General features: G+C 67.5%; 13 protein-coding genes and 1 tRNA gene. 7 read left to right on the top strand and 7 right to left on the bottom strand.

Annotated elements, in window-relative coordinates:
- Positions 1-17 precede the first annotated feature (17 nt).
- The gene (locus tag F6B93_RS15875; protein ID WP_211695928.1) at positions 18-695 is read left to right on the top strand and encodes a TetR/AcrR family transcriptional regulator; all 678 of its coding nucleotides are present in this window, start codon (positions 18-20) and stop codon (positions 693-695) included.
- Between the two features lie 101 nt (positions 696-796).
- Positions 797-1186: a hypothetical protein gene (locus tag F6B93_RS15880; RefSeq protein WP_211695929.1), complete on the top strand. Its 390-nt coding sequence runs from the start codon at positions 797-799 to the stop codon at positions 1184-1186.
- Positions 1187-1236: 50 nt separating this feature from the next.
- On the opposite strand, the gene F6B93_RS15885 is transcribed toward F6B93_RS15880, so the two are convergent.
- On the bottom strand, positions 1237-1644 hold the full coding sequence (locus F6B93_RS15885) for a pyridoxamine 5'-phosphate oxidase family protein (RefSeq protein WP_211695930.1): 408 nt from the start codon (positions 1642-1644) through the stop codon (positions 1237-1239).
- Positions 1645-1680: 36 nt separating this feature from the next.
- Positions 1681-2898: a L,D-transpeptidase gene (locus F6B93_RS15890; RefSeq protein ID WP_246540806.1), complete on the bottom strand. Its 1218-nt coding sequence runs from the start codon at positions 2896-2898 to the stop codon at positions 1681-1683.
- Positions 2899-3149: 251 nt separating this feature from the next.
- On the opposite strand from F6B93_RS15890, the gene F6B93_RS15895 reads away from it, so the two are divergent.
- Positions 3150-3222: transfer RNA gene (locus F6B93_RS15895), tRNA-Lys, on the top strand.
- Positions 3223-3247: 25 nt separating this feature from the next.
- Here the strand turns inward: F6B93_RS15895 and F6B93_RS15900 are convergent.
- Positions 3248-3475, bottom strand: a complete 228-nt coding sequence (locus F6B93_RS15900; RefSeq protein ID WP_211695931.1) for a DUF3618 domain-containing protein — start codon at positions 3473-3475, stop codon at positions 3248-3250.
- Positions 3476-3626: 151 nt separating this feature from the next.
- On the opposite strand from F6B93_RS15900, the gene bcp reads away from it, so the two are divergent.
- Positions 3627-4100 (top strand): thioredoxin-dependent thiol peroxidase, encoded by a 474-nt coding sequence (gene bcp / locus F6B93_RS15905; RefSeq protein ID WP_211695932.1) that lies wholly within the window; start codon positions 3627-3629, stop codon positions 4098-4100.
- Positions 4101-4135: 35 nt separating this feature from the next.
- Here bcp and F6B93_RS15910 read toward each other — a convergent pair whose 3' ends face one another.
- Positions 4136-5461 (bottom strand): dipeptidase, encoded by a 1326-nt coding sequence (locus F6B93_RS15910; protein ID WP_211695933.1) that lies wholly within the window; start codon positions 5459-5461, stop codon positions 4136-4138.
- Positions 5462-5487: 26 nt separating this feature from the next.
- Here F6B93_RS15910 and macS point away from each other — a divergent pair, with 26 nt between their 5' ends.
- Positions 5488-6639, top strand: coding sequence for a MacS family sensor histidine kinase (gene macS / locus F6B93_RS15915; RefSeq protein WP_211695934.1), 1152 nt, complete (start codon positions 5488-5490; stop codon positions 6637-6639).
- Positions 6632-7288, top strand: coding sequence for a response regulator (locus tag F6B93_RS15920; RefSeq protein WP_211695935.1), 657 nt, complete (start codon positions 6632-6634; stop codon positions 7286-7288). Before macS ends, F6B93_RS15920 begins: the two co-directional genes overlap by 8 nt.
- A gap of 8 nt (positions 7289-7296) precedes the next feature.
- Here F6B93_RS15920 and F6B93_RS15925 read toward each other — a convergent pair whose 3' ends face one another.
- Positions 7297-8667 carry an HNH endonuclease signature motif containing protein gene (locus F6B93_RS15925; protein WP_211695936.1) on the bottom strand — a complete coding sequence of 457 codons (1371 nt, stop codon included), beginning with the start codon at positions 8665-8667 and terminating at the stop codon, positions 7297-7299.
- A 118-nt stretch (positions 8668-8785) separates the two neighbouring features.
- Complete coding sequence (locus tag F6B93_RS15930) at positions 8786-10642, bottom strand: PE family protein (RefSeq protein ID WP_211699543.1); 1857 nt, start codon at positions 10640-10642, stop codon at positions 8786-8788.
- Between the two features lie 198 nt (positions 10643-10840).
- On the opposite strand from F6B93_RS15930, the gene F6B93_RS15935 reads away from it, so the two are divergent.
- Entirely contained in the window at positions 10841-12694 is a 1854-nt protein-coding gene (locus F6B93_RS15935) for a DUF2339 domain-containing protein (RefSeq protein ID WP_211695937.1), read from the top strand.
- A gap of 16 nt (positions 12695-12710) precedes the next feature.
- Here the strand turns inward: F6B93_RS15935 and acpS are convergent, their stop codons facing one another.
- Positions 12711-13103, bottom strand: coding sequence for a holo-ACP synthase AcpS (acpS, locus tag F6B93_RS15940; protein ID WP_211695938.1), 393 nt, complete (start codon positions 13101-13103; stop codon positions 12711-12713).
- Positions 13104-13158 lie beyond the last annotated feature (55 nt).

Raw genomic sequence — 13158 nt, forward strand, 5'->3', positions numbered from 1 at the left:
CGCCTACGTTCGTACCCATGGGTATCGCACTACGGTTGAGCCCGGTGCACGATGAACGAAACCCCGAGTCCAAGCCGTGGCGCGCCGATCCGCAGGCCGCGAACTACGACCAGGCGAGAACCGACATCTTGCGCGCAGCCGAGCGGGTGATGAACCAGGTTGGCATCGCCGGCCTGCGCATCGGCCAGGTCGCTGCTGAAGCCGATTGCACCCGGCAGAACGTGCATCGATACTTCGCGACCAGGCGTGATCTCGTCGAGGCCGTTCTCGTGCATCGGAGCGCTCGGCTCAGCGCAACGATAAGACAGCGGGTCGCGGCCCAAGCCCGCCCGCTGGATCGGCTCGTTGAGGGGATCATCGCCGCGACGGACATCGCGGCCGGCGATCACCATCTGCGGTCGTACTACTCCGGTGCGTCGGCGGACCAGATGCTGCGCTTCATTACCTCATCCCCGGCGCTGCGTGACCAGGTTGCGGCACCCATCGAGGCCTTCGCCGACGAGATCGGTGTTCGCGACGACGCGGCGATGTCGGTACCGGAGCTCACCGAATGGTTTTTCCGGATTTTCGTCAGTGAGCTCGTGTGGGCGCTCACAACGCAACAGAGCATCGAAGAACGCCGCAGAAACCTTCGCGTGCTCATGGCAAGCCCCCTCGCGGCGGCAAGCCAATCCGCCATCCTCCGCGGGGGCTAGCTAACGTGGTACCAGTGCTGGTGCCAATCCCACGCCTCGCGCGTTAGCATCGATAGGCCGGCCACTAGGTAGAGACCCGGTGGGTTCAGAGGGAATGATTTATGCAGATCGTCGCACTGACAATGGCCATCATCGCCATCGGCGCGCTGATGGCCGCGGTTGTCACCAGCAACGCAATCGTCGCGTGGGCGTGTATCGGAGCGAGCCTCGTCGGGTTGACCCTCGTGATCGTCAGCACGCTGCAAGCCCGGCAGCAACGCAACGCCCAGTCGGTTGCGGAAGCCGACCGGGTCCTCGCCTACGACGCCGACTATCCCGACGATCGACCGGCAACCGACGCGCCCGCCCACGCTGGTGACAAAGAAGTACAGCGGGAGATCATGCGAGAAGAACGGGTGCTGCACCCGGACACCGGTCCCCGTGACCCCGACATAACCAAAGAAGAAGTGGCCGAGGCCATCAGTCACCGCCGGCCGCACCGACGATCCTGATCCGAGCAAGTAGGGCCTCGAGCAGATAGGAACCGGCTTGGGCGCTTCGGCTAAGTACCGAACTCGAATCGCCGGCCCGTGATCTCCAACGCGACCACCCGAACGTAGAGCGGCTTCATCGTCGGGATCCACGGTATTAGCGGCGTTTCCTCGGCCTCGAGGATCTCCTCGGTGGCTGACAACACATGCGCCCTGCCCTTGAGGATCACGCTCCACCCGCCGGCGGCGGTGTGGTCGTCAGCCTCGAAAGCTACGCGGTCGCCCATCACGGCGCTGAACAACTTGGTGCCCTGGGCGGTCCGGAACAGCACCGTCCGTCGTTGGATGACGAAATTCACCGGAAAGATTTCGGGCTGCCCGTCCAGGATCGTCACCAACCGACCCAACGACACGCTTGACAACAAGCTCCAGCTCTCGTCTTCGCTGAGCACGGTCACGGGATCGGCGTCTGCAGGCATGATTCAGCCTAACCGCCCTTCCGGGCGACAGTGCGCCTAGGCGTTAGCGTTTCCCGCACGCCACTGCTCCCACGGGATGTTCCAGTCGCCGAGCCCGTCGACCCCAGACAGCGTGGAACCAACTGTGTTGAGCACCTCGACGATGTCGCCTCGCTTGAAGTGGTCGTAGAACCAGACGGCGTTGCTTGGACTCACATTGAGGCACCCGTGACTGGTATTCGTATAGCCCTGAGCGCCCACGGACCACGGCGCGGAATGCACGAAGACGCCGCTATAGGAAATCTGCGTCGCCCAGTTGACGTCGGTGCGATATCCGTTGGGCGAGTTGACCGGTACCCCGTAGGTCGACGAATCCATAATGATATGGCGATACCGTTGGCCGACAATGTAGATGCCGTTAGCGGTCGGCGTGCTGTTCTTGCCCATCGACGTCGGAATGGTCTTGACGACTTCGCCATTGATCCGCACGGTGATCGTCTTGGTGCTGTCGTCAGCGGTCGCGATGACCTCATCACCAATGGTGAAGTGCATCTTGACGTTGTCTTCGCCGAACATGCCCTCACCCAGATCCACACCGTAGGTGTTGACCGCCACGTCAACCGATGTGCCTGGTTTCCAGAAATGCTGTGGACGCCAACGCACTTCGCGGTTGTTCAGCCAATAGAACGCGCCCTCCACGGGTGGATCAGCGGTGATGTTGATCGCCTGCTCCGCAGCGGCCCGGTCAGCGATGTTCTCGTCGAACCGGATCGCCACCGGCTGGCCGACACCCACGACCTCGCCATCAAGCGGCGCGACGTAGGGCATCGTCAGGTGGGCGGGGGAAGTCGTTTCGAAGGTAAACTCGCTGGTCGCCTCGCCACCCAGCCCGAGCGCCGTGGCGTTCAGCGTGTAGCTGCGGTTGTAACCGAGCGGCTCGTCGGTCATCCAATGCACACCATCGGCGCTGAGTTGACCGCTCACCGACTTGCCGTTCTCGTTGACCATGGTGACCGCCGAGAGCACGCCGTCGGAGGCGGCCAGTGTCACGGGTGAGTCCACAGCGACGCCAACGGCACCGTCTGTCACCGAGGCGCTCAGCTTGGGGACCAACAAATCGGCGAACGGTGTGCCCTTGTCGAAGATGACCTTCACCGGCGGGGTCCCTCCGCCGGTGCTACACGCACCGGCGCCCAACACGAGGGCGGGCATCACAAACGCAGCTAGCCAGGCTCGACGCCGAGCTGGACGTCTCATGAAGCCGTTCTTGCCCATGCCTCCCCACCTCCCTTCCGACACCGGTTCCCGGCAACCATTGGGCCTCTCAACGACTGGACCCCGTCAGCCAGTGGGCCCCCACTGCGTGGGCCCCTTCCCCATTGGGCCGCGGAGCTGTAACTGTAGACTCGCCAATAGTCTAGGGGCCGGCAGGCGATTCTACCGCGAGGTTCTGACAACGGTTAGGTGTCGGAAATTTCACCGTGGGCCGCAACGCCTGTTAGTCTCCCCTGGCTAGGTGGATCCAGGCGCCGTTAGCTCAGTTGGTAGAGCAGCTGACTCTTAATCAGCGGGTCCGGGGTTCGAAACCCTGACGGCGCACCCTGACCCCATGGAGACCCTTGGGTCAACGATTCCTGATCCTGTGGACCACCACGACGATGGTGACGGCCCCGCAACCGACCAGCGAAGCCGCCACTATGGGCTTTCTCACAAAATCGAGCGCCTTGGCTTTGAGGTCATCGGCGAGGCGGCTGGGATTGGCCCGTTCGGCAAGGGAATCAACAGTGGCGGCCAGTTGGTCGCGGGCGAGGTCGATCTCCTGCTTAATGGTGTCGGGATCGCGATCCGCCACGTGTCTGTCCTCCAAGTCGGGCTATGCACCTGAGGCACCACCCTAGAGCAGTGCCCCAGACCGCCCGGCTATGCCCGGCGCGAAAGCGCAGGCCTGCCCCACAACGAGAACACTGAGCGGGCGGGCGCGCCGGACGCACTACCCTGAAGCGGTGACTCAGACTGCACGATTGGCGCCCGGAGACACAGCGCCAGCCTTCAGCCTCCCAGACGCTGACGCCAACACGGTGTCGCTCGCCGACTACCGGGGACGCCGCCTCGTGGTGTATTTCTATCCCGCCGCTTCGACACCGGGATGTACCAAACAGGCCTGCGATTTCCGCGACAACTTGCGCGAGTTCAACCAAGAGGGCCTCGACGTTGTCGGGATCTCGCCGGACCCGCCCGCCAAGCTCGCAAAGTTCCGCGACGCCGAGGGGCTGACGTTCCCGCTGCTGTCGGATCCCGATCGCACGGTATTGGAAGCGTGGGGCGCCTACGGGGAAAAGAAGATGTACGGCAAGACGGTCCAGGGCGTGATCCGATCCACCTTCGTTGTCGACGAGACAGGTACGATCGCCCTCGCTCAGTACAACGTCAAGGCCACCGGCCATGTCGCCAAGCTTCGCCGCGACTTGTCGATGTAGATTCCGCTGTCGGACGTCACGCGGGGACGCCGCAATCAGGCCAACTCGGTCAAGAACAGCGCTTCGGTGATCGCGGCACGCTCTAACACTCCCAGATCGAGGCTCTCGTTGACGCTGTGCGCCTGTGTTGCGGGATCCTCCACCCCAGTCACAAGGATCGCTGCCTGCGGGAACGCAGCGGCGAACTCGGCGATGAACGGAATGGATCCGCCCATTCCCATCTCGACGGGATCAGTACCCCACGCTTGACGGAAGGCCGATCGCGCGGCGTCGTAGACCGGTCCCGTCGTCGTGACGGCGTATGGCTGCCCCAACTCGCCGCGCGTGACGTCGACCTGTGCGCCCCACGGGGTGTGCCGCCTTAGGTGAGCTTCCAGTGCGTCCAGGTGGGCCGCCGCGTCGCCGCCCGGCGCGACCCGCATGCTGATCTTGGCCCGCGCCCGCGGAATCAGTGTGTTCGATGCTGCCGCAACGGGTGTGGTGTCGATGCCGATCACAGTGATCGCCGGCTTGGCCCATAGCCGCTGCGGCACCGAACCCGAGCCAATTTCCGAGACCCCTTCCAGGAGGCCTGAATCGGTACGCACCCGCTCCGGTGGGTAATCGACGGGGGCCGCTGTGCCTTCATGCAGCCCGGCCACTGCCACATTGCCCTCGTCGTCGTGCAGGCTGGCCAGCAGCCGCACCAGAACACTGAGCGCGTCGGGAATCACGCCTCCCCACAACCCGGAATGCAGCCCGTGGTCGAGGGTGGCGACCTCGACGACACAATCGGCCATCCCTCGCAGGGTCACCGTCAGCGCCGGGATGTCAGTGCTCCAATTGTCGGAGTCGGCGATGACGATCACGTCGGCGGCCAGGGTGTCGCGGTGGGCGGCCAACAGTCGGCCCAACGACGGCGATCCGGACTCCTCCTCACCCTCCACGAAGACCGTCACACCCACCGGAGGTCGGCCTCCATGTGCGCGAAACGCCGCCAAATGCGTTGCGATGCCAGCCTTGTCGTCGGCGCTGCCCCGGCCGTAAAGCCTTCCGTCGCGCTCGGTTGGCTCAAAAGGCGGCGACACCCATTGTTCGTGGTCGCCTTCGGGCTGCACGTCGTGGTGGGCATACAACAGCACGGTGGGCGCTCCCGGTGGGGCCGGATATCGGGCAATGACCGCCGGCGCGCCTGAATCACTGACCGTCCGCACATCATCAAAACCCGCTTGTGCCAACAGCTCCGCCACGGCCTGTGCGCTTCGGTGAACTTCACCTTGCCGATCGGGGTCGGCCCACACCGATTCGATTCGCACCAGACCCTCGAGATCACGCCGCACTGACGGCAACACCTCGCGCACCCGCTCAACCAGATCAGTCATGCGCCGAGACTAACTAAGCTTGCCCTGTGGCCACCCGCGGTCCCGACCCGACTGCCCCGCTGTGGCGGGCGGCGCAGCTGTTCCGGCTGCTGAGCTGCATCTACGCGCTGGGCTACCAGATCGCGGTCAACTCGGATCTGGATCGGCCCGGGCTGGGTTGGCTGCTGTTCACGGTGCTGGTCGGGTGGAGTGCGGCGTGTGCCATCGCCTACCTGCGTGGGTTCGGCCGTAGGCCGGGGTGGGTGATCGCCGAGATCCTCATCGTTGTCCTGCTGATGCTCTCCACCGTTGTGGTCGCCTCCGACCAGTGGGCGCTCGACAACCAGACCTGGCCGACCACGTTGTGGGCCACCAACGCCACGATTTCCGCGGCACTCCAGTTCGGCCCGGCCGGCGGTATGTTGACCGGCGTGGTGGTGACAGCCGCCAACGAGGCAGTCACGGGTTATGTCAACGTCAACCTCGGGCGCGACGCCACCATGATCATCGAGCTGGCGGTCGGCTTGGCGGTCGGTATGGCCGCTCGAACAGCACGACGCGCCCATGACGACCTGCAGCGGGCAGCCCAATTGTCGGCAGCACTGAAAGAGCGCGAGCGACTTTCCCGCCAAGTCCATGACGGCGTCATCCAGGTACTGGCGCTGGTCGCCAAGCGCGGTCGCGAGATCGGCGGCGCCGCATCCCAACTTTCCGAACTCGCCGGCGAGCAGGAACGAGCGCTGCGACGATGGGTCACGGCGACCGACTTCGACGACGAGGCTGCGCAGACCGTCGACATGGGTACGCTGCTGCGCCGCAGGGCATGCGACCGCGTGTCCCTGAGCTTGCCGGGGACCCCGGTGGCGCTCGACCGGGATGTCGCCACGGAGCTGGATGCAGCCGTGGGCAATGCCCTGGACAACGTGCGCTCGCACGCCGGGCCCACCGCGCGGGCGTTCGTGCTGCTGGAGGACCTGGGCGACGCCGTCATGGTGAGCATTCGCGACGATGGCGTTGGCATTGCCGCCGGCAGGCTGCGGGAGGCGGCCGATCAGGGGCGCCTCGGCGTCTCGCAATCGATCGTCGGGCGGTTGACGTCACTGGGTGGCAGCGCACAATTGCGCAGCGAGGTGGGCGAGGGCACCGAGTGGGAGCTGTGCGTGCCCCGCCGGGACCCGAAGGAGCGGGGTCATGGCTGAGGACGCAGCACTGACGGTGATGGTCGTCGATGACCATCCGATCTGGCGCGACGCGGTCGCCCGCGACCTCGCAGAGGATGGGTTCGACGTGGTTGCCACCGCCGAGGGCGCAGCGGCCGCGCGACGGCGGGCGGCGGTGGTCAAGCCCGATGTGGTGCTGATGGACATGCAACTCAGCGACGGTGATGGCGTGCAGGCGACCACAGAGGTGCTCACGGTCTCGCCGTCTTCCCGAGTGCTGGTGCTGTCCGCCTCGGACGAGCGCGACGACGTCCTGGAAGCGGTCAAAGCCGGTGCGACCGGATACCTGGTCAAGAGCGCATCGAAATCCGAGCTCTGTCAGGCCGTCCGGGCCACCGCGGCCGGGCGCGCCGTGTTCACCCCCAACCTGGCAGGACTGGTTTTGGGCGAATACCGGCGCATTGCCACCAGCACAAACTCGGGGCCGGCTCCGCCCAGCCTCACCGAGCGCGAGACCGAGGTGTTGCGCTATGTCGCAAAGGGATTGTCCGCCAAGCAGATCGCCGCAAAGCTCTCGCTGAGCCACCGCACCGTGGAAAACCACGTCCAAGCGACGTTCCGCAAGCTTCACGTGGCCAACCGAGTGGAGTTGACCCGCTACGCCATCGAGCACGGGCTGGATGATTGACGTGGGTCTTAAGGATCGCCGTCGCCTTGGACGAGGGCACCCATGAGTTTCTCGGGGTGGAAGGACTTGTTGGTGCGGGGTTGTCCGTGGTCGAGATGTGCTGGGGGGATCCATTCGGTGGTGCCGTCGTTGAGTTTTCGGGTCTTCCAGCCGCCGGAGGTGACCAGTTTGTGGTGGGGACCGCAGGCCAAGGTGAGGTCGTCGATGTCGGCTTGGTGGCATTCGGCGAAGTCCGTCACATGGTGCACCTCGGTGAGGTAGCCAGGGACCTCGCAATTCGGGAACGAGCAGCCACGATCCTTGGCGTACAGCACTATTCGCTGCCCCGGTGACGCAATGCGCTTGGCGTGATACAGACCCAGCTCGCGGCCCTTGGCAAAGATGCGTAGGTAATGATGGGCGTGGGAAGCCAGCCGGATCACATCGGTCATCGGCAACATGCTGCCGCCGCCGGTAAGCGCCTGCCCGGCACCGGCTTCTAGCTCGGCCACGGTGATGGACATAATGATCGAGGCGGGCAACCCATTGTGTTGGCCCAACTCCCCCGAGCACAGCAGTGCCCGCAGTGCGGCGGCCAGCGCGTCGTGGTTGCGTTGACCGAGGCTGCGGGTGTCGGACTCGATCGCGGATCGTGACGGAGTGCCGCTGACGCAGGGGGCGGGATCGACCGGGTTGCACATGCCCGGAGCGGCCAGCTTGGCCACGACAGCGTCGAAGGTCGCGCGGGCTTCCGGGGTCAGGTAGCCGGTGATCGCCGACATGCCATCAGCACCTTGCTTGCCGATGGTGATGCCGCGGCGGCGGGCGCGGTCGGTGTCGGTGAAGTTGCCGTCGGGGTTGATGCAGTCGGCCATCTTTGTGGCAAACGTGCCCAGCTCGTCAGGGCGGTGCTGGCCGCCGAGGACGGCCAGGTCGGCTTCGGCTTGTTCACGGGTAGCCGGATCTACCCAGCTGGGGAGTTGGTGCACAAAGCTGCGGATCACCCGGACATGAGCGCCCCCGATGCGCCCGGCGCGTTGGGCCTCGGCAGTGGCGGTCAACAGCGGCGGCAACGGCTCGCCAGTGAGCGCGCGGCGCGGCCCTAGATCGGCAGCTTCGCCGATGCGCCGGGATGCTTCGGAGCGGGTGATGTGGAGCCGCTGGGCTAATGCGAACGACAGCTTGCCGCCCAGCTCGGTGGCATCGGCTTGTTCGGCAAGCTTGTTGATCAACGGGTATTCGGCCACCGGCAGCCGGCGGCGCACCTTCTCGCAGCGGTCCAGCATCACCAGGCATTCCGGGGTGGTCAGCACATCGCAGGACAGGTCCAGGACTCGGTTGACGGCGGTTTCGAGGTCATTGAACGCGCCGACGATCCCCTCCCGGCTACTCGAACGCATGTTCGAATACTATCACGGGAGGCTGTCGGGTGCCACCGTCGGCGGAGGTTAGATCCGTAGTTGCACAAGTGAATTCAGTGGACAACCCTAGAGCGATGAACGACCGCGGGCCCGCGAGTCACACCAATCCGCTGATTCCATTCTGGCCGAGCAACTGCCCGCCGGCACCGCCGGCGCCCGCGGTGCCCGAGCCGCCCGGGCCAGTCGCGGCGTTGCCGCCGTTCCCACCGTCGCCGATCAGCCCGGCGGCACCGCCAAATCCGCCGTCACCCCCGACACCCGCACCGCCGGGGCCGGCTTGTCCGCCAGCGCCGCCGTCGCCGCCGTTGCCGATCAACCCGGCCGTGCCGCCACCACCACCAGCCCCACCCGCGCCGATGCGGCCGGTGCCGCCGGCACCTCCGGCGCCGCCAGAGCCGAAGAGCATTCCGGCGTTGCCGCCGACACCGCCGGCACCCCCGTCGCCGTTGAAGCCGGTGCCGCCGGCCCCTCCGCCGCCGCCGGACCCGAAGAGCATGCCGGCATTGCCACCGACCCCACCGGCACCCCCGTCGGTACTGCCGAACCCGCCATCACCGCCGGCTCCTCCGGAGGCGAACAGGCCGCCGGCACCGCCGGTCCCTCCAGCACCGCCGTCCCCGAAGTTGCCGAACCCGCCGGCACCACCGGCACCGCCGGCACCAGCGAGTAGGCCGCCGGCGCCGCCGACCCCACCGGCACCGCCCGACCCGATTCTGGCGATCCCGCCGGCACCGCCCGCGCCCCCGGCGCCAGAGAGCCAGCCGGCGTTGCCCCCAACCCCGCCGGTACCGCCGGTACCACCCGCGTTGCTGCTAGCGCCGCCGGCACCGCCGGCGCCCCCTGCGCCGGAGAACGTGCCGGCGTTGCCGCCGGCCCCGCCCGTACCCCCATCGACAGCGCCAAACCCGCCATCACCGCCGTTGCCGCCGGCGCCGAACAGTCCCGCGTCGCCGCCAGCCCCGCCGATGCCCCCACTGGTGCCGCTCGCCCCGCCGACACCGCCGACCCCGCCGCCGGCGCCGAACAGCCCGCCGGCGCCGCCCATCCCGCCAGTACCTCCGATAGCACCGAATCCACCGGCCCCGCCGGCACCCCCGGTGCCGAACAGCCCGCCAGCGCCACCCGCTCCACCGGTGCCGCCGCCGACACCGCCGACACCGCCGACACCGCCGTTGCCGAACAGCAGCGCGCCGCTACCGCCGGAACCCCCGTCAGCGTCTTGCCCGCCGTCACCGCCGGCACCGCCCTCGCCGAACACCAGGCCGCCGGCACCGCCTGCCCCGCCGGCACCGCCGTCGCCGCCGCCGTTGGTGAGCCCGCCGGCCCCACCGGCCCCGCCAGCGCCGAACAGCAATCCGCCCGCGCCGCCGGCACCCCCGGCGCCCGCGTCGCCCCCGCCGTTGGTGAGCCCGCCGGCCCCGCCGGCCCCGCCAGCCCCGAACAACCCGGCGTTCCCGCCGGCCCCGCCGGGCAGACCGGGCGCGCCGGACCCCCCGGCGCCGCCGTTGCCGATCAGTATCCCGCCGTCCCCGCCGTCCGCGCCGGTCCCCGGGGCTCCGTTGGTGCCGTTTCCGATCAGCGGGCGCCCCAACAACGCCAGCGTGGGCGCATTGATCATGGCCAACACGTCCTGCTGCACGCTCTGCGCCGCCGACGCGTTGACCGCCTCGGCGGTCGCGTAGGCATCACGTGCACCAGTCAAGGCCTGCACAAACTGCTCGTGAAAACCCGCCACCTGCGTGCTGAGCTCCTGATAGCCCGCAGCGTGCGCGCCGAACACCGCAGCGATGGCCGCCGACACCTCATCGGCACCCGCCGCCAATACCCCCGTCGTCGGGGCCGCCGCGACCGCGTTCGCCGCGCTGATCGCCGAACCGATCCCCGCTAGCTCTGATGCGGTAGCCGAGAGCGCCTCCGGCACGCCACCACAAACGCCATCACACCCTCCTCGCATCACTGCCAACGCCTCATCGGCCCGGACGATGACGCAGCACCAAACACTTCAGGCAGCGAGCGTATCGCGATCCGGTGCAGCGCATCCCGCGTTTTCCAAGGTTTGCTTCCCCCACCTCCGCGGTGTCGGGGCGCTCGAAGGAGCAATTGGGTAGTCCTACTCATCCATTTCGGCGCCTAGCCCGGCAGGGTGGAAACCATGAGCGAAGCGCAGCGGACCGACCGTGCGGTTATCAGCCGGCTTTCCCGAGAATTCGCCGCGCTATCTCATCAGATGGCAAGAGTATCAAGCGAACTCGGCGAACTTGACCGCGTTTTCTCCCCGCCGGCCGGCACCCCTGCGCCACCACCACCGCCAGCATATGCGGCTCGGTATTGGCAGCCGTACTGGCAGCCCTATTGGCAACAGCCGCCGGGGGCTGCGCCGCCGGCAGCTACCCAACCGGCGCCACGGCCGGCCAGTACATGGCTCGGCCCCCCGCCCCCCACGCCACCGGCTGCACCCGCACGACAACGCGACGCGCAGCCAGCCGGAACCGAATCCGGTTGGATCGGCAAGCTTCTCGCCGTCGCGGGAGTCAGCGTGACGCTGGTCGGCGTGGCGCTACTGCTCGTCCTGGCCGCGCAGGCCGGACTGCTGCGGCCAGAGGTCCGGGTGGCTGGTGGCGCCGCGCTGTCGATCGCGCTCGTTGGGGTTGCCACCCGGCTGTCCGGTCGCCCCGGTGGGCGGATAGGGGCGGTTGCCCTGGCCGCCACCGGCATTGCCGCCGCCTACCTGGACGTCATCGCGGTTACCACCATCTATGAATGGCTGCCCGAACCGGCAGGTCTCGTGATCGCGGCTGTGGTGGGCGGCGCCGGACTGGCCCTGGCCCGGCAGTGGGACTCCGAACCACTGGGGCTACTGGTCCTGGTGCCGCTGATCGGTGTCGCGCCGATCGTCGCCGGCGGTGTCGACCTGCTGCTCGTTAGCTTCATGCTGGCCCTCGCGGCAGCCTCGCTGCCGGTGCAGCTCGGCAAGGACTGGGCATGGATGCACGCGGCCCGCATCGCCGCCGCGAGCCTGCCGCCGCTGGTGGCGCTGCTGGCCATGGGAAGCCACGACAACCCGTGGCTGCTCGGCGGCGCCTGCGGTGTGGCCGCGGTCCTCGCCGTTGCGGGTGGCCTGATCCTGATGCCGTCCACCAACAACGTGGCCGGGCTAGCGGTGGTGACTGCCGCGGGTACCTTGCCGGTGCTGGCCAGCGGAATCGGAGTCAGTCGCGCGCTGGCCGCCGTCCTGGCCGCTGCCTTGGCCGCGGGCATGCTGGCGATCGTTGTCGTCGCTGCGCTCCCCATGATCGTCAGCCGGGTCTGGTCGGCGTGGTCGGCGATTTCGGCACTGGTTGCCGTCATCGCGGCCTTCGAGGGGTACGTCGGGGGCCCGGTTCTGCTGGCGCTGGCGATCATCTCCGGCATGGTCGCCATCGCCGGCCGCAACGCCGTCGCACGATGGGCTGCAGCGGGATTCGGTGCGGTGGGGGGTGGCCTGTTCTTCAGCTATGCCCCGCCCCGCACACTCACGACCGCGACGGTGGTGCCCACTCACAACGCGGTGTCCACCCTGGCAGCCAGCGTGCTCATCGCGGCGTTCGCCATCGTGATGACGAGGGCATGCGTCGATGTCCGGCGCGAACATCCTGATCTGGGCAGGGTGTTGGGCGCCGCTGCCGGAGCGGCGGTGGTGTACGCCGTCACCGCGTTCACTGTGACCGCAGGAGTCCTCGTCGGCGGCATCAATGGCGGGTTCCTGGCCGGGCACATGGCGGCCACCATCTGCTGGATCGGCATGGCGGCCGCGTTGTTCGTCTATGCGCTGCGGCGGCCCGGCCGTCGGCGAAGCGCCGAAGCGATCACCGCTGGGTTGGCACTCACCACGGCTGCCACCATGAAGTTGTTCCTCTTCGATCTGGCCACCCTGGACGGCATTTTTCGGGTGGCCGCCTTCATTGTGGTGGGCCTGGTGCTGTTGGGCATGGGCGCCGGCTACGCGCGCAGCTTGGCCCGCGAGTAGCGGGCGCAGACACGGTCTATGGGGCCTCAAGAATGGCGACCGCGGCTGCGGTATCTCCCTCGTGTGTCAGGGACACGTGCACAGTCACATCGGCCAGGTGCGTGGCAATCGCCCCGGTCAACCGCACACGCGGTCGTCCCCACATGTCGGTGACCACTTCGATATCGCGGTGGATGCCCTCGGGCAACACCGGCCGTTGGGCGAATCGCGATCCGGACCAGGCCTTGATCACAGCCTCCTTCGCGGCCCAGCGAGCCGCGAGATGACGTGCCGCCGAGGAACTCTTGTCGGAGGCGTCGCGGCGCTCGCCGGGGGTGAAGGTTTCGGCGAACACCGTTCCCGGTTGGTCGACTTGCTCGGCGAAATCAGGAATGGAGACGAGGTCGATCCCCACACCGACGATGCCCATGGGTCGCCAGGTTAACCGATGGCCGAGCCCGGCGACGATGCGGTCCGCGCTGGGG

The sequence above is a fragment of the Mycobacterium spongiae genome (genome assembly GCF_018278905.1).
In the GTDB taxonomy this organism is placed as follows: domain Bacteria; phylum Actinomycetota; class Actinomycetes; order Mycobacteriales; family Mycobacteriaceae; genus Mycobacterium; species Mycobacterium spongiae.